This window comes from Bradyrhizobium genosp. L (genome assembly GCF_015624485.1).
Classification (GTDB): domain Bacteria; phylum Pseudomonadota; class Alphaproteobacteria; order Rhizobiales; family Xanthobacteraceae; genus Bradyrhizobium.
Genome location: NZ_CP061378.1, coordinates 4383663 through 4399428, shown reverse-complemented (window position 1 = coordinate 4399428; position 15766 = coordinate 4383663). Strand labels below are relative to the sequence as shown.

Here is a 15766-nt window from a genome sequence, read left to right as displayed (position 1 = left end):
GATGGCCGATTTCCGCGCCAGTCTCACTGACACAGCGCCGGATGCGATGCTGTCGCCGCCGCTGAGGGCGTTGTGGTGGGCGGCGAAGGGCGATTGGGACCAGGCGCACAGGATCGTGCAAGACGAGGACGACGCCAGCTCGGCCTGGGTGCACGCCTATCTGCATCGCGTCGAGGGTGATCTCGGCAATGCCGGCTACTGGTATCGCAGAGCCAACCAGCCGGCTGCGAAGGATACGCTCGAGGCGGAGTGGGAGCGGATCGTCGCGGCACTTTCGGCGGCGTAGTGGTGGTGCCGGCGCACCGCGTCAATTAACCCTGTTTCGCCCGCCATGCCGCCGCCCAGATTGGCCGTGATAGGCTGGTGCAACCGGGGCGGGGGCCAGCGGGCAAGAGAGTATCGTGCGTAGCTTGGGCAGGGGGAGATGGCTGTCGGCGCTGCTGGCAGCCGTGACGGCGGTGGCCTTGGCCGGCTGCGCGACCGTCTACAACCTGCCCGGCAATATGCCGCTTGGTGCTGCGCTCGCCGACAACAATGTCGCGCGCGACATTCCGAACTACGAAGACGATGATCTGCTGGCGCTGTCGTTCTCCGGCGGCGGCACGCGTGCGGCAGCGTTCTCGTTCGGCGTGCTGCAGGAGCTCGACCGGGTGCATTCCGGCGTCGCCGGCGCGAAAACGCTGCTCGACCGTGTCGACTTCGTCTCCGGCGTGTCGGGCGGATCGGTTACCGCCGCCTATTTCGGTCTCAAGCGGCGCGCCGCGCTCGACGATTTCCGCGAGCGCTTCCTGCTCCGCAACGCCGAGGAGGGGCTGAAGACCCAGATCTCGCTCGGCAATATCGGACGCGCGCTGAGCGGCGGCGTCAACGACAGCCAGTTCACCAATTGGCTCGACCGCAATCTGTTCGACGGCGCGCGCTTCGGCGAGCTGCCGGACGACCACCGGCCGCGGGTCTGGATCAACGCCTCCGACATCTACAACCGCACGCCCTTCGTGTTCGGCAAGACCGCCTTCGACGCGCTGTGCAGCGACATCCGCTCCTATCGTGTCGCCGAAGCCGTGGCAGCGTCCGCCGCCGTGCCGCTGGCCTTCGCGCCGATCGTGCTGGAAACCTATCCCGGCGGCTGCAACGCGCCGTTGCCGGCCTGGCTCGACCGGGTGCGCAACGATCCCAACGCGCAGCCGCTGCTGCGCTCCTATGCCGAGGCACAAACGCGCTACCGCGACGGCTCGATGAAGTACGTCAAGCTGCTCGACGGCGGCCTGGTCGACAATTACGGCCTGTCAGGCATCACCATCGGGCTGCTGGCGGCGCAACGACCCTATGAGCCGCTCACCGAGCGTCAGGCGGTGAAGCTGCGGCGGCTCCTGTTCCTGGTGGTCGACGCCGGCCGCGGCATCTCCGGCAACTTCGTGCAGACACTGGAAGGACCGAGCGGTGTCGAACTGGTATCGGCAGCGGCCGATACCGCGATCGATTCCAGCGTGCGGTCGAGCTATGCCGCGTTCTCGGCACTGGCCAATGACTGGAACGGCAAGCTGAAGCGCTGGCGCTGCGGCCTGTCGGCGGCGGATCGCGCCCGGCTTGGCGTCGGCGGCAACTGGAAATGCGGCGATGTCAGCTTCTACATCGAGCGGCTCAGCTTCGACCAGCTCGGCCCGGAGCGTGCCGGCATCCTCAATGCCATCCCGACGCGGTTCTCGCTGCCACCGGAGCAGGTCGACCAGCTGATCGCCGGCGGTGCGGACGCGCTGCGGACGAGCAAGGCGTATCAGTCGTTCCGCCGCGGGCTGTAAGCCCGCTTGACTGACGCGGCCCGTTGCGCGAAGCCCAATCGGTCCCAGATATAGCTTTGTCCGGAAAACGAGCATGACTGCATCAGCCGCACCCCATAAACTGATCAAAGGCGCCACCGGCGACTGGGAAGTCGTGATCGGCATGGAGATCCATGCCCAGGTCAGCTCGAACGCAAAGCTGTTCTCGGGCGCCTCCACCGCGTTCGGCGGCGAGCCCAATACCCATGTCTCGCTGGTCGATGCCGCGATGCCGGGCATGCTGCCCGTGATCAACGAGGAATGCGTCCGCCAGGCGGTGCGCACCGGCCTTGGACTGAACGCGAAGATCAATCTGCGTTCGGTGTTCGACCGGAAGAACTATTTCTATCCGGATCTGCCGCAGGGCTACCAGATCAGCCAGTACAAGTCGCCGATCGTCGGCGAGGGCGAGGTCGTGCTCGAGCTCGACGGCGGCCGCATCGCCACGGTCGGCATCGAACGGCTGCATCTGGAGCAGGACGCCGGCAAGCTGCTGCATGATCAGTCACCGACCATGTCCTATGTCGATCTCAACCGCTCAGGCGTCGGCTTGATGGAAATCGTTTCCAAGCCCGACATCCGCGATGCCGAGCAGGCCAAGGCTTACGTCACCAAAGTGCGCGCGATCCTGCGCTACCTCGGCACCTGCGACGGCGACATGGAGAAGGGCAGCCTGCGCGCCGACGTCAACGTCTCCGTGCGCAAGCCGGGCGGACCGCTCGGCACCCGCTGCGAAATCAAGAACATGAACTCGGTCAATTTCATCGGCCAGGCGATCGAGTACGAAGCGCGGCGCCAGATCGAGATCATCGAGGACGGCGGTGCGATCGACCAGGAGACCCGGCTGTTCGATCCGAACAAGGGCGAGACGCGCTCGATGCGCTCCAAGGAAGAGGCGCACGACTACCGTTACTTCCCCGATCCCGACTTGTTGCCGCTCGAGTTCAGCCAGGCTTTTGTCGACGAGTTGAAGGCGCAGCTGCCGGAACTGCCTGATGAGAAGAAGTCCCGGTTTATTACGGGCTTCGGGCTGTCGCCCTACGATGCGAGCGTGCTGGTGGCCGAGCGCGAGAGCGCCGAGTTCTACGAGACCGTGCTGTCCGGTCTCGCGGACAAGGCGCGCGACGGCAAGCTCGCCGCCAACTGGGTGATCAACGAGTTGTTCGGTCGGCTGAACAAGGAAGGCGTCGACATCGCAGCGTCGCCGGTGTCGGCCGCGCAACTTACCGCGATCGTCGATCTGATCGGCGAGGGAACGATTTCCGGCAAGATCGCCAAGGACTTGTTCGAGATCGTCTGGCAGGAGGGCGGCGATCCGCGCGCGCTCGTCGAGACGCGCGGCATGAAGCAGGTCACCGATCTCGGCGCGATCGAGAAGGTGGTCGACGACATCATCGCGGCCAATCCCGACAAGGTCGAGCAAGCCAAGGCGAAGCCGCAACTGGTCGGCTGGTTCGTCGGCCAGGTGATGAAGTCATCCGGCGGCAAGGCGAACCCGCAGGCGGTGAACGATCTTCTGAAGTCAAAGCTCGGCATCTGAACCGACAACAGCGACGACGTTTTCTGCGAGAGCATGATCCCGACGGATCATGCTCTCGTGTCGTTTTGGGTGTCGCCAAGCCTCGTCGCGCCGGCGTGAGCGCGACGTGATCTCGCCTCACAGCGTCCATTCATCGCCGCGACGGCGCCCGCGAGCATCGAATCGCCGAGGCGCGATTCGTCCGGGAATCGACCTCGGACGACCTCAGACGAGGCAAAAGCGAGCTTACCCACGAAAATTTTTTCGTTGCCAAAAGTTGCGACTCGGCGATCGCGACGTACCGCTTTTCGTCATCGCGCGCGACTCGACGCGACGGCGATCGCGCGTTGATCGATCGAATGCGAATTCAAGAAGTGCCTGCGGTGCAGGCATTTCCTGCACTGTTGACAAATGCCGATGTCGGCGGCTGTTGCACTTCTCGCATCAGCGCATCGATGCGGCGACGATGTGTTCGACGACGCGCGCTGCGCGCAGGCACACCGCTGCGTCAACACTTCCTTAAGCGGGACACTGTTTTTTTCGGTCTGTTGGTGTATTCGGGAAGTAGTGCATATCGATTCCCGAGTGCACGCAGCGAACTAGAGCCATCTCACACACACTGGAGGGCAACATGGCTAAGAAGGCAAAGAAGGCGAAGAAGGCGAAGTCGGCAGTTAAGAAGACTGCGAAGAAGACCCGCAAGGTCGCCAAGAAGAAGAAGTAAGCTTCTCACCTCGAGAGGCTTGCCGGCGGCTTGACGCCGGCACGTCGCGAGGGCCGGACGGATTGCTGAGAGGCACGTCCTTCCAAAAGCCCTGGTCGACGAAAGAGGGTGTCGGCGAGACATCAGGTCAAACGGCTGGATCGAATTTCGGAGAGGGCCCCTTTCCAAAACCGATCCGGCAGAAGAAACGAGATTTCTTCGTTCGGTGCGGAGCCCGCTTGGTTCCGCAATTTCACCGGCGCCAATGCCGCGTTGAAATCTGGCCCTGACGTGTTCGCCGACCCCCTCGTTCCGGCAGTTCGCGCAGCCCGCGCCCCCGGCACCCGTTTTCCGACATCCCGTCCATTATCGTCGCTTCGTCTGACCGCGCTTGCGCGTGTTGACCACGCCATCGGCCTGTGGTCGTGGACCGCCAGCCGGCCCAAGCGGTCCTTCCGTCAGCCCCGAGACCGATCGCCCGCGATGCCGGGCACGACATCGATCGCGCCATGCCGGCATTGTCCGCGATGGTTATCGTCTTCCCAAAAGCAAGGGTAAACCGGCGTTCACGAATGCAGAGAAGTGCCTGCGGCACAGGCACTTCTGCGATTCCAGCGATCGCGCCGCAGGCAGCCGATTTACATCCCGTTCATCGCGATACTTAAACCGCTCTTCAAATTTGCCGGGTCATATTCATCCCAACAAGCCGGCAAACGGCGAGCACATGATCCAGCGGATCGTGCAGGGGACTTCAAGGCGTTTTGACAGTGGACGGGGGCCGCGCTCGGGGGAGGGCGGCAACAACAAAAAGGGGAGTTAGACCATGTTTCAGGGTTTCATCGATCAGGACAGCGCCATTCCGGTTGCGGCGACCGCGATCCAGGACGTGCTGTTCGAGCGCGGCCTGTACTGGGCGAGCGGCCGCTCCGGCGTGGTCAACCTCGTCGCGGCGCACAAATGGTTCAACCTGGCGGCGTTGAAGGGACGCGTCGAGGCGATCGCGCTGCGCCGTGAAGTCGCCGAGCAGATGTCGGATAGCGAGATCGCCGTTGCCCAGCGCGAAGCCCGCGCCTGGATGACGACGAACTGACGCGATCGCCCGCTGCGCGGGCACTCAACAGTCGCGCGGTGCCCGAGGGCGCCGCCCCAAGAATCCTTCAGGCCTTTGGCTGCGCGCGATCGGCGCGTAACGGTTGCCAGATGGTGATGTCGCGATCTTCCGCGAGCAGCGCAGGCAATGCCTCGTGCCAGGCCCGTCGATAGGGCCGGTGAAGCTGCACGTTCACGACGTCGTCGTGATTGTCCCAGGTCTCGTAGAGCATGAAACGGCTATCAGATGCCGGATCTTGATGCAGCATCGCTTCCCGGAACATGGGCTCCGAGCGCATCGCATCGAGCACGCCTTCGAGAAGCGCAAGGAAGCGCTCCCGCCGATCCTGCAAGACATTGAACTTGATCAGATAAGTAACAGCCATCGCGATTGATTTCCCTCACGGCTCGCAGCCACGAGGCAATGATGCGCGCGGCCGCCAACCGGATCGATTACCTCTGAGGTCATTGGGGGCCTTTGCCGCCCGGTGCGGCGATCGGCGATGCGGTTCGCATCGTGGCCCTTGCGATGACGGCGGCGACGAGATTGGCGGCTGCGCTGATCGCGATCGGAATCACATAGCTGTGGCTGATGTCGAACACGAAGCCTGCCGCGCTCGGTCCCAGCAGCGTGCCGACGGCGACGCTGGTGTAGAGGATGCCGATGATGCCGCTGACATGGCGGCCGCCGAAATGGTCGGTGACGACGGCAGGCAGGATCGCGACCCAACCGCCATAGAACAGGCCGAACAGCAGCGCGAATGATATCAGCGACCAGAATCCGCCGGCGATCGCCCATATCGCCAGTGATATGGCCATCCCGACATACATCGCGACCAGGAACGCATCGCGACCGACGCGGTCGGCGATGCCGCCGAGGAAGAAGCGTCCGGCGGTCGAGCCGACGCCGATCATGCCGAGCAGCAGCACTGCGAGGCCGGACGCCACCTGATGGTCGAGCGCGAACGGCACCAGATGCACGAAAGGCACGAACACGCCGAATGCGCTGATCAGGCACGCCGCATAGAGGCCAATGAAGCGGGGCGTGCGCACGGCATCGCCGACCGCGACGCCGCGGCGGGCCGGTGAGCTCGTGACGGCCTCGAGCGGATCGCCGTCCGGGCCGGTGCCGTGCCTGCGCGGATCGTCGGCGATCAGCAGCGCTGCGCCGATGCCGGTGACCGCCGCCACGATGCCGAGCACGACATAGGCGTCGCGCCAGCCGAGGCTTGCGATCAGCCAGGTCGCGAGCGGCGGCATCACCAGCGTCCCGACGCCGATCCCGCTTACCGCGAGCCCCGAGACGAAGCCGCGCCGCCGGACGAACCAGCGCTGCACTGCGCCGAGCGTCGGCACATAGGCGCAGCCGACGCCGGCGCCGATGCCGATGCTGTAGGCGGCATAGACCTGCATGATGGTCCGGGCGCGGCCGGCCAGCAGCAGGCCGACGCCGATCAGCACCATGCCAAACGCCGCGAGATTGCGCGCGCCCCAACGATCGGCCAGTGGGCCCGAGATCACGCCGAGGCCGAAATAGAGGAAGCCCGCAAAGGAGAACACCAGCGACACCGCGCCGCGCGAGGCGCCGAACTCGTGCTGCAGCGACTCCACGAACGACGAGAAAGTGTAGGCGCTGCCGAAGCCGATGAAGGTGATGACGAAGGCGGCCGCGACGACGAACCAGCCGTAGAACGGCCTCGCTCTGGTTTGCTCGATGATCATGGTGGCATTCCCTGTGATTGGTCCGATCAGCGGTTGGCAGCGGGCGCCGATGCGGTGAGCAGCATCTGGGTGCAGCGGAACAGCGCGATGGTCTTCCCCGTGACCTCGCTGCGGACCACGGCGTCCCAAACCTGTGTCGTGCGCCCGGCATGCACGAGCCGCGCCTCACAGCTCACGCCGCCTTCGCGCGCGGTGCCGATGAAGTTGGTCTTCAGCTCGGAGGTGGCGAAGCCGCTTGCGCCTTCCGGCAACGAAGCGAGACAGCCGAAGCCGCAGGCGGAGTCTGCCAAGGCGACGATGCTCGCGCCGTGCAGCGGTCCATGAGGGGAGAAGTGTTTTGTCCCGATGTCGAAGCGGCCGCGCACAAAACTCTGCTCGACTTCAATCCATTGAAAGGCCAGCTCGCCGGGCAGGCTTCCGGCTTGGGTGGCGTTGATCCGATCGACCGTCGCTGTCATGCCGTGGCCTCCTCGGAAGTGGTTGCCGCCAAAACAACCGGATGCCGTCGATGCCATGTCGTTGAGTCCTGGAAGGCACAGCCCGCACGTAGCAGGGCCGTCTCCTGGAAGTGGCCGGCCACCAATTGCAGTCCGATCGGCATGCCCTCGCGCATTACACCGCCCGGGAAGGACAGCGTCGGGTGGCCGCTCATGTCGAACGGACACGCATAGCGCTGCAGCTTGGCAATGAGGTCGGGCTGCTCTCCCAGGGTGGCGATCTTTGCCAGTGTCAGGGGCGCGAACGGTTGGATCGGCGTCAGGATCACGTCGATGGTCTGAAAGAGCGCCTCGACCTGTCCGCGGAACGCTGCACGCCGCAACAGGATCTTCTGATACTCCACCCCCGAGATGGAGGCGCCGGTCTTGATCACCGATGACAGGATTGGGCCGTAGAGGTCCTTGTGTGCGGCGTAATCGGCCTCGTGGGCGACGGCGGCTTCCACCGCGCAATTCGGCACCCAATCGGCGATGATCTGCGTAACGTCCGGAAACGTAATCTCGACGATGTCGGCGCCGAGCTGAGCGAACACCGCGATCGCAGTGGAAAGCGCGGATTGCGTCTCCATGTCGACGTCAATCGCATTCCATTGCGGGTCGATGCCGATACGCAGCCGGTCTGCGCCGGCCTCTGCGGCCGCAAGATAGTCCGGTACGGGAAGATGACTGGCTGTCGGATCGCTCGGGTCGCTTCCAGAGATAACTGCGAGGATCGCCCCGTTGTCGGCCGCACTGCGCGCGATGGTGCCGACATGATCGAGCGAAGCCGCCAACTCGAACACGCCATGGCGGCTCACGCGTCCCCAGGTCGGCTTCAGACCGGTAACGCCGTTTGCCGCGGAGGGCCATCGAATGGAGCCGCCGGTATCAGACGCGATCGAGCCGAAGCAAAGCCCTGCCGCAGTGGCAACGGCTGAACCGCTCGACGAAATCCCGGTCCAATAATCGGAGTTCCACGGGTTGACTGCCGGCGTGATCGAGGGGTGGTAATCCGAATACGCGCCTTCGGTGAGTTGGGTCTTGCCGATCAGGATCGCGCCGGCTTCCTTCAGGCGTCGAACGACCGTGGCGTCTTGCGTCGGGACGAAGTCGCGACACACCAGCGTTCCTGCCGCCGTCGCCACACCTTCGGTCCAGCACAGATCCTTGACCGCGATGGGGACGCCATGGAGCGGTCCCCGATCATGTCCGTTCGCGATCTCTCGATCGGCGGCGTCGGCTTGCGCAAGCGCGCTTTCCTCGAGCACGTACACAAAGGCACCTAAGCGCTGGTCCAGCGTCGCGATGCGTTGGAGCTGTTGTTCGGTCACGGCGCGCGAGGAGATGGACCCGCTTTTGATCTGCGTTCCCGTTTCGATCAGACCGTGAAAGGCGAAGCCGTCCGGGTGGTCGAGCATTGTCTCATTCCATCGCGTTCAATCAGATAGAAAATCTAATCTAGGCTACGTGTTGGGTTGCGTTGACGTTCAGGCTGTTTGCGAAATATGATGCTGAAATGCCGCCGTAACAAACCAGAATTGCTGGCCAATTCAGATTAGAAAATCTAAATCATGGAGCAGAAGCTTCCGCCTTTGAATGCCCTGAAGGCCTTCGAGTCCGCGGCCCGCCATCTCTCGGTGAAGCTCGCGGCCGAGGAGCTTTGCGTCACGCCGGGCGCCGTGAGCCAGATGCTGAAGACGCTCGAGGCGCATCTCGGTGTGAAGTTGTTCGAGCGCGTGCCACGCGGCATCTATCTCACCGATGCCGGCCGCGACTATCTGCCGTCGGTGCGCAATGCGTTTCGTCAGATCGCTGAGGCCTCGCGCCGTGTCGCGGCATCGGCCGACGTCGGCACGTTGACTGTGAGCGTCACGCCGTTCTTCGCATCGGCCTGGCTGGTGCCGCGCATGGCGTCGTTTCAGCGCGCGCATCCCGAGGTCGATCTGCAGATCATCACGAGCAACACGCTGGTGGATTTTTCCCGCAGCGGCATCGACGTCGCGGTGCGCCACGGTCTCGGCCGCTACCCGGGCCTGCGCAGCGACCGCGTCGTCACGGTCGAGATGGTGGCGATCGCGGCGCCAGAGCTGCTGGCGCGCCTCGGTCGCCCGAAGGCACCAGCCGATCTCGCGCGCTGGCCGCAGGTGCACGATGCCGATCGCAAGGGATGGAGCCTGTGGTTTCAGAGCCAGGGCGTCGAAGAGGTGCGCGCGCCGCGCGGGCCGTCGTTCGACGATTCAAGCCTGTTGCTGAAGGCCGTGCTGTCGGGGCAGGGCGCAGGCCTGCTGCCGGCGGCGATGGTCGAGCAGGAATTGCGCAGCGGACGGTTGGTTCAACTGCTCGACACCGTGCATATGGAGGAGTTCGCCTATTATCTCGTCTGTCCCGACAACAGGCAGGGGCTGCCGAAGATCGCAGCGTTCAGGGAGTGGATGTTGGAGGCGGCTACGCAGGCGGCGCCAGCGAAATAGCGGAAAGCCACAGGCTGCGATCAACCCGGCGCGGGCAGGAGGCGGGTCTCGATCGGCAACTCAGCGGCGCGCTCGGCACGTGCTGTGAAATAGTCCCAGGCCTTCTCGTGGCCGAAATAGACGAAGGGTCCGAGGATGAAGCCGCTGGCCGAGAGGATCGCCGCTTCGGTGACGTTGCGCACCACCACATAGTTGGTGGTGAAGTCGACCACAGTTGCGATGGTTCGGTAGGTGATGGTCTTGGCCAGTGCGCGGCTGATCTTGATGCCGCCGACCTCGATGCCGCTGTCATCGGCGGATTGGGCGTCCGCTGCGGGCGAGGCGAGCGCGGAGGACCTGAAGTAATTCCAGGCGGTTTCGTGGACGAGATAGAAGAGGGGGCCAGCCACCAGGTTGAAGGAAGACAGACCAGCCGCGGTGCCGAGTTCGCCAATCACCAGATAGTTGGTGGTGAAGTCGAGGCTCGTGACGATGATCCGGAACGTGATGGTCTTGGCGACGGTTCGCCCGAGCACGAGCTTCGGCAGCAGCGCGCGCGGCAGGCTCACGGGCAACTGGCGCAGAAGAGAGGCTGCGGGCGCCGTCGCGCGACGCGACGCCGTCGCAGATTTTCGCTTCCGGCGCCGCAGGCCCGGCACGTAGCTCGGTGCGAGCACCGCCGCGCCGCCGATCAGCAGCCCCGGAACGAGCGCCACCTCGATCAGCGCGGCTCCCGCGATGATCGCCAGTCCGACCGTCACATATTGCTTCATGGCCTGGCTCCTCGGCGGCTCCGAAACAGCGACGATAGCCATGTTGCGTGCAGGAAAGATGTCGCAGTTCGGCCTGGCGGCGCCGATGCAGCAGACCGTGCCTTGCCCCGACGGAAGGTGATTTGAAACATTTTGGCGGAGAGGGAGGGATTCGAACCCTCGATACAGCTTGAGACCGTATGACGCTTTAGCAAAGCGTTGCCTTCAGCCACTCGGCCACCTCTCCGGTGCGAGCCTTATGCATCGATTTTGTCGGCACGGTCAATTTGGAAGGGCGTGTTTGTGCTCGATTATTCTCAGCCATGCTGCGGTGGTGGGGGTCCATCACAACGGCATGCTCTCGGACTGAGAAAGAACGGACGTGGAACGAGATCCCCCGGCACATCACCGCAGGGACGGTTCGGCGCGCGCAGCCGTCTTGGATTGGCTCAAGATATTGATTGAATTCGGATAAATCGTGCCGTGCCGGATTACTCGACGCTGCCGCCGCGGCGCAGATCGGCCTCGATCTGCAATTTGGTGCCGCCGCCGAAGCGGGCGCGGTAGACCTGCAGGTTCTCCATGATGCGCTGGACGTAGTTCCGCGTCTCCGAGAACGGAATCAGCTCGACCCAGTCGACGGCGTCGACCTTGGGATCGCGCGGATCGCCGTAGCGCTCGATCCACTTCTTCACGCTGCCGCGGCCGGCATTGTAGGCGGCGAAGGTGAGGATGTAGGAGCCGCGATAGTCCTCGAGCAGGCCGCCGAGCTCGGCCGCGCCGAGGGTCGCGTTGTAGACCGGATCGGTCTTCATCCGGCTGAGGTCGAAGCCGATGCCGGCGCGCTTGCAGACATAGCGGCCGGCTTCCGGCGTTACCTGCATCAGGCCGTAGGCCTGGGCCGGCGACACCACCGCCGGATTGAACGCGCTCTCCTGGCGGGCGATGGCGTAGACGATGCTCGGCTCGACCTCGGGCCCGACCTGGCGGAACGAGGGAATGCCGTTGACCGGGTAGGCGTAGTGGTCGAACGGCAGACCGCGATTGAGCGCGGCCTTGCCCATCAGGAGCATGCCGCGGGCATCGCCGGCGCGCGCGGTCAATTCGCCGAGGCCGGCCAGCGCTTCGGGATCGCCATTGTCGCCCATGTCGGCGAGGATCGGGATCGCCAGCTCGCGCTCGCCGAGCTCGTAGAGCAGCGTGGTGGCGCGGACGATCTCGAGCCGCTCGGCGCTGCGGCCGCGCGGCGCGCCGTTCAATTCGATCTGCGGCAGGCCGAGTTTGGCGCGCGCGAGCTGGCCGTAATAGCTGGTGGATTGCTCGGCCGCGCGCGAATAGGCGGCGCGCGCCTCCTGGCTGCGGCCGGCGGCTTCCGCGGCGCGGCCCTGCCAGTAGCCGGCCCGCGCCAGCGCCGTCGGGTTGGCGCTGCCGACGCCGATCCGCGCGAAGTGCTGCGCGGCCAATGCGGGGTCGTTGAGGAAGCGCAGCGCGATCCAGCCCGAGGTGAATTCCTGCTCGGTCTTGTAGATGTCGCGGGCCGGCAGCGCCGCGTCGCGGGCGATCAGATAGGCGGTGCGGAATTCGTTGACGTCGATCATCTTGCGCGCGAGCAGCCGGCGCTCGACCCACCATTCGTCGACGTTGAAGATCCGGGCCGGCTCGCGCGGCGCGCCCAGCATCAGCTGCGCGGCCTCGGCAAATTTCTCCTCGCGGCGGAGCAGCTGGATCTTGGCGAACAGATAGCCGGTGTCGCCGGAGAGCTCGCGCGGCACGGCCTCCAGCAGCGCGCGCAGGTTTCCGCCCTTGCGGTTGGCGGCGATGCGCGCCCTGGCCAGCGCGACATAGCCGGAGCCGAGCCGCTTGGCCTCACGCAGCCCTGCGGCCTCATTGTCGGTGCCGTAGAGCATCGCGTCCATGCGCGCCTTGTGGTCGCCGCCGGACAGGAACGATCCGAACAGATCGAGCGCGGTGTTCTCGGTGTCCTCGCTCATTCCGTCATTGCGCCAGGCCTCACGCACGAGACGCTCGGCATTGCCGCGGTCGCCGCGCGCGATCATCGCCTTCGCCAGCGCGAAGCGGCCCTTGGCGGAGACCGGCGATTCATTCTGGAACCAGGCCCAGACGGCGGAGTCGTCGCGCTTGTCATCCCACAGCGAAGCCTCGATGCGGCGGCGCAGGAAGGTCTGCGACGGCCAGCTCGGATTGGCGTCGAGGAAGGCGCGGTACCGCTCGACCGAGGCGCCATTGTCCTCGCTGCGCAGGATCAGCCATTCGGCGAGCTTGCGCGCCACCGGATCGGAGATCGAGGCCTCGGCCTCGGTGGCATCCGAAGCCTTGCGCTTGCGCAGGAGCTCGATGACGTTCTCCAGCGCATCCTTGTCGGCTTGCGAGGTCGACGAGGTCGCTGCCACCGCGGCAGGCGTGATCGGCTTGCGCACTGCCGGTGCAGCATGCTGGCGGGTCGCGGGGACCAGTGCGGGTGCGACGGTGCTCACGGCGGCTGGCTTGTGCGGCAAGGCTCCGGTCGCGACGGGCGCAGCGGTTTTGGATGAGGTCGTCTTGCCGGTCTTCGCGGCGGTCGTCTTGGTGCTGTCAGCCTTGGCGTTACCAGTCCTGGAACTTTCAGGCTTGACGGCGCCAGCCTTGGAAACGCCAGCCTTGGAAGCGCTCGTCTTGTCAGCACTCGTCTTGGAAGACGTTGTCTTTGCGGCGTCGGATCTGGCAGCGCTGCCCTTGGTCTCGCTCGCCTTCGCAGATGTGCTCTTGGGAGCAGCGTGCTTGGCCGCGGTCGTCTTGGCGGTGGCCTTGGCAGCCGCGCTTTCGGCTGCGGGCTTCGCTGCTGGAGCATCCTCCGCCGCCCGGGCACCGGCCGTGATCGCGGCGAATCCGACCACCAGCGCCAGGCTGGTCGCCAGTGCGGTCGATCGCAATGTGCCTGCGCGGCTGAAAGGGATCACGGAGGTCCTCTGCGGCGCCGAATCATCTGGTCATCAGGGCCATCAGTTCTTATTTGATTGAATATGTGCACAAAATGCTAAAAAGGCGTCGCCGGCCTGCGGCTCTTTGCGCCAGCACCGCGGCAAAATCGCGGCTGGACCGAAATCGGGGCCGGGATAGGTACGATGCGGCCCTTTCGCCGCCGGGCCAGACCCGGTATGAATCGCCTTTGGTGGCATTTTTCCGCGGTATGGGGCCGCTGGCGCGAACGGAAGCACGCCAACAGAAGCACGCCAATATCCGGGTCGAGCGACCTAGCACGAAGCCTGAAGCGTTTGGAGGAAGTCCATGGCAGCCAAGACAAAATTCCGGGGGTCATTCACTGCCTTGGTGACGCCCTTCAAGAACGGCTCGGTGGATGAGGCCGCGTTCCGCAGCCTCGTGAACTGGCAGATCAGCGAGGGCACGCACGGCCTGGTGCCGGTCGGCACCACTGGCGAGAGCCCGACGCTGAGCCATGACGAGCACAAGCGCGTCGTCGAGTGGTGCATCGCCGAGGCCAACGGCCGGGTGCCCGTGATCGCCGGCGCCGGCTCGAACTCGACCAAGGAAGCGATCGAGCTCGCCGAGCATGCCGAGCAGGCGGGCGCCACCGCGGTGCTGGTGGTGACGCCATATTACAACAAGCCGACCCAGGAAGGCCTCTACCAGCACTTCAAGGCGATCAACGATGCGATCGGCATTCCGATCATCATCTACAACATCCCGCCGCGCTCGGTGATCGACATGTCGGTCGACACCATGAAGCGGCTGTTCGAGCTGAAGAACATTGCCGGCGTCAAGGATGCGACCGCGAGCATGGTGCGGGTCTCGCAGCAGCGCGCCGCGATGGGCGAGGACTTCAACCAGCTGTCGGGCGAAGACGCGACGATCCTGGGCTACATGGCGCATGGCGGCCATGGCTGCATCTCGGTGACCTCGAACGTCGCGCCCCGGCTGTGCTCGGAGTTCCAGGCCGCCTGGCAGAAGGGCGACGCCACGGCCGCGCTCGCGATCCACGACAAGCTGATGCCGTTGCACACCAATCTCTTCATCGAGAGCAATCCGGCGCCGGTGAAATATGCGATGTCGCTGCTCGGCAAGCTGGACGAGAAGCTGCGGCTGCCGATGGTGCCGGTCGCGGAATCGACCCGTGCCGCGGTACGCAGCGCCATGGTCCATGCTGGGCTGATCAACTGAGATCCGGGGATTCGCGCCGGGCAGTCCGGTGCGTGACGTCGAAGGAAGGGGACAGGTATGCTGAAGGATTTCCGCGAATTCGCCATGAAAGGCAATGTCGTCGACCTCGCCGTCGCGGTCATTATCGGCGCCGCCTTCGGCGCCATCGTGACTTCGATGGTCAACGACATCATCATGCCGATCGTTGGCGCAGTCACCGGCGGCCTTGATTTCTCCAACTACTTCGTCGGCCTCAAGCATGGGGTGGACGCGACTAACCTCGCCGACGCCAAGAAGCAGGGGGCGGTGCTGGCCTATGGCAGCTTCCTCACCCTGGTCGTGAACTTTATCATCGTCGCCTTCGTGCTGTTCATGGTCGTTCGCACCATGAACAAGTTCAAGCGCAAGGAAGCAGCCGCGCCCGCCGAGCCTCCGAAGCCGTCGGCCGAGGTCGTGCTGCTGACGGAAATCCGCGACCTCCTCAAGAAGAGCTAAAGTGGCCGACAAGAACGAACGCCCGATCAAGGTTGTCGCTGAAAACCGGAAGGCCCGCTTCAACTACGCCATCGAGGACACCATCGAGGCCGGCATTTCGCTGACCGGCACCGAGGTCAAATCGATCCGCAACGGCAAGAGCACGATCGCGGAATCCTATGCGGATTCCAAGAACGGCGAGATTTGGCTAATCAACGCCAATATCCCGGAATATCTGCAGGCCAACCGCTTCAACCACGAGCCGAAGCGGCCGCGGAAACTGCTGCTGCATCGCAAGCAGATCAACAAGCTGCTCGGCGCCGTCGACCGCGAGGGCATGACGCTCATTCCGCTAAAGCTGTATTTCAACGAGCGCGGCCGTGCCAAGCTGCTGCTCGCGGTCGCCAAGGGCAAGAAGCTGCACGACAAGCGCGAGACCGAGAAGAAGCGCGACTGGAGCCGCGAGAAGGGCCGCCTGATGCGGGCGCGGGGATAGCCGCGAACAGGGGAGATCGTAGGATGGGTTGAGCGAAACGATACCCATCATCTGGCCGCACGCGCAAGATCCGATGGGTATCGCTTCGCTCCACCCATCCTACGGCACCGGAG

15 protein-coding genes and 1 tRNA gene are annotated in these 15766 nt (G+C 64.6%); 9 read left to right on the top strand and 7 right to left on the bottom strand.

Going from position 1 to position 15766, the window contains the following annotated elements:
• The first annotated feature begins 1 nt into the window (after position 1).
• The 4 genes from IC762_RS20795 to IC762_RS20780 all read left to right on the top strand — a co-directional run bounded on the left by IC762_RS20795 (position 2) and on the right by IC762_RS20780 (position 5129).
• A complete protein-coding gene (locus IC762_RS20795) occupies positions 2-286 on the top strand; it encodes a hypothetical protein (protein ID WP_195784113.1) in 285 nt (94 codons plus the stop codon).
• 151 nt (positions 287-437) lie between these two features.
• Positions 438-1799, top strand: a complete 1362-nt coding sequence (locus tag IC762_RS20790) for a patatin-like phospholipase family protein (RefSeq protein ID WP_195790216.1) — start codon at positions 438-440, stop codon at positions 1797-1799.
• Between the two features lie 73 nt (positions 1800-1872).
• Complete coding sequence (gene gatB, locus IC762_RS20785) at positions 1873-3357, top strand: Asp-tRNA(Asn)/Glu-tRNA(Gln) amidotransferase subunit GatB (protein ID WP_195784112.1); 1485 nt, start codon at positions 1873-1875, stop codon at positions 3355-3357.
• Between the two features lie 1505 nt (positions 3358-4862).
• Entirely contained in the window at positions 4863-5129 is a 267-nt protein-coding gene (locus IC762_RS20780) for a hypothetical protein (protein WP_195784111.1), read from the top strand.
• 67 nt (positions 5130-5196) lie between these two features.
• On the opposite strand, the gene IC762_RS20775 is transcribed toward IC762_RS20780, so the two are convergent.
• The 4 genes from IC762_RS20775 to IC762_RS20760 form a co-directional block, all read right to left on the bottom strand.
• The gene (locus tag IC762_RS20775) at positions 5197-5514 is read right to left on the bottom strand and encodes a putative quinol monooxygenase (protein WP_195784110.1); all 318 of its coding nucleotides are present in this window, start codon (positions 5512-5514) and stop codon (positions 5197-5199) included.
• A 79-nt stretch (positions 5515-5593) separates the two neighbouring features.
• Complete coding sequence (locus IC762_RS20770) at positions 5594-6850, bottom strand: MFS transporter (protein ID WP_195784109.1); 1257 nt, start codon at positions 6848-6850, stop codon at positions 5594-5596.
• Positions 6851-6876: 26 nt separating this feature from the next.
• Positions 6877-7308, bottom strand: coding sequence for a PaaI family thioesterase (locus IC762_RS20765; protein WP_195784108.1), 432 nt, complete (start codon positions 7306-7308; stop codon positions 6877-6879).
• On the bottom strand, positions 7305-8744 hold the full coding sequence (locus IC762_RS20760; RefSeq protein WP_195784107.1) for an amidase: 1440 nt from the start codon (positions 8742-8744) through the stop codon (positions 7305-7307). The genes IC762_RS20765 and IC762_RS20760 overlap by 4 nt, the downstream gene beginning before the upstream one ends.
• A gap of 153 nt (positions 8745-8897) precedes the next feature.
• Here IC762_RS20760 and gcvA point away from each other — a divergent pair, with 153 nt between their 5' ends.
• Positions 8898-9797, top strand: a complete 900-nt coding sequence (gene gcvA, locus IC762_RS20755; RefSeq protein WP_210338383.1) for a transcriptional regulator GcvA — start codon at positions 8898-8900, stop codon at positions 9795-9797.
• Between the two features lie 20 nt (positions 9798-9817).
• On the opposite strand, the gene IC762_RS20750 is transcribed toward gcvA, so the two are convergent.
• From IC762_RS20750 to IC762_RS20740, 3 genes are all read right to left on the bottom strand, one after another.
• A complete protein-coding gene (locus tag IC762_RS20750) occupies positions 9818-10549 on the bottom strand; it encodes a DUF2061 domain-containing protein (protein ID WP_195784106.1) in 732 nt (243 codons plus the stop codon).
• Between the two features lie 133 nt (positions 10550-10682).
• Positions 10683-10775 (bottom strand) — tRNA-Ser (locus tag IC762_RS20745).
• Between the two features lie 244 nt (positions 10776-11019).
• Positions 11020-13023, bottom strand: coding sequence for a lytic transglycosylase domain-containing protein (locus IC762_RS20740; protein WP_246801123.1), 2004 nt, complete (start codon positions 13021-13023; stop codon positions 11020-11022).
• Between the two features lie 10 nt (positions 13024-13033).
• On the opposite strand from IC762_RS20740, the gene IC762_RS35300 reads away from it, so the two are divergent.
• The 4 genes from IC762_RS35300 (at position 13034) to smpB (ending at position 15653) form a co-directional block, all read left to right on the top strand.
• On the top strand, positions 13034-13546 hold the full coding sequence (locus IC762_RS35300) for a hypothetical protein (RefSeq protein WP_246801121.1): 513 nt from the start codon (positions 13034-13036) through the stop codon (positions 13544-13546).
• Between the two features lie 267 nt (positions 13547-13813).
• Complete coding sequence (gene dapA, locus IC762_RS20735) at positions 13814-14704, top strand: 4-hydroxy-tetrahydrodipicolinate synthase (protein ID WP_195784104.1); 891 nt, start codon at positions 13814-13816, stop codon at positions 14702-14704.
• A gap of 57 nt (positions 14705-14761) precedes the next feature.
• The gene (gene mscL, locus IC762_RS20730) at positions 14762-15178 is read left to right on the top strand and encodes a large conductance mechanosensitive channel protein MscL (protein WP_195784103.1); all 417 of its coding nucleotides are present in this window, start codon (positions 14762-14764) and stop codon (positions 15176-15178) included.
• Between the two features lies 1 nt (position 15179).
• A complete protein-coding gene (gene smpB / locus IC762_RS20725) occupies positions 15180-15653 on the top strand; it encodes an SsrA-binding protein SmpB (protein ID WP_195784102.1) in 474 nt (157 codons plus the stop codon).
• Positions 15654-15766 lie beyond the last annotated feature (113 nt).

Excerpts from the sequence above, each read along its gene's own strand:
- IC762_RS20795 (WP_195784113.1), top strand. The coding sequence starts at position 2 with ATGGCCGATTTCCGCGCCAGTCTCACTGACACAGCGCCGGATGCGATG.
- gatB (WP_195784112.1), top strand. The coding sequence starts at position 1,873 with ATGACTGCATCAGCCGCACCCCATAAACTGATCAAAGGCGCCACCGGC.
- IC762_RS20780 (WP_195784111.1), top strand. The coding sequence starts at position 4,863 with ATGTTTCAGGGTTTCATCGATCAGGACAGCGCCATTCCGGTTGCGGCG.
- IC762_RS20775 (WP_195784110.1), bottom strand. The coding sequence starts at position 5,514 with ATGGCTGTTACTTATCTGATCAAGTTCAATGTCTTGCAGGATCGGCGG.
- IC762_RS20770 (WP_195784109.1), bottom strand. The coding sequence starts at position 6,850 with ATGATCATCGAGCAAACCAGAGCGAGGCCGTTCTACGGCTGGTTCGTC.
- IC762_RS20765 (WP_195784108.1), bottom strand. The coding sequence starts at position 7,308 with ATGACAGCGACGGTCGATCGGATCAACGCCACCCAAGCCGGAAGCCTG.
- IC762_RS20760 (WP_195784107.1), bottom strand. The coding sequence starts at position 8,744 with ATGCTCGACCACCCGGACGGCTTCGCCTTTCACGGTCTGATCGAAACG.
- gcvA (WP_210338383.1), top strand. The coding sequence starts at position 8,898 with ATGGAGCAGAAGCTTCCGCCTTTGAATGCCCTGAAGGCCTTCGAGTCC.
- IC762_RS20750 (WP_195784106.1), bottom strand. The coding sequence starts at position 10,549 with ATGAAGCAATATGTGACGGTCGGACTGGCGATCATCGCGGGAGCCGCG.
- dapA (WP_195784104.1), top strand. The coding sequence starts at position 13,814 with ATGGCAGCCAAGACAAAATTCCGGGGGTCATTCACTGCCTTGGTGACG.
- mscL (WP_195784103.1), top strand. The coding sequence starts at position 14,762 with ATGCTGAAGGATTTCCGCGAATTCGCCATGAAAGGCAATGTCGTCGAC.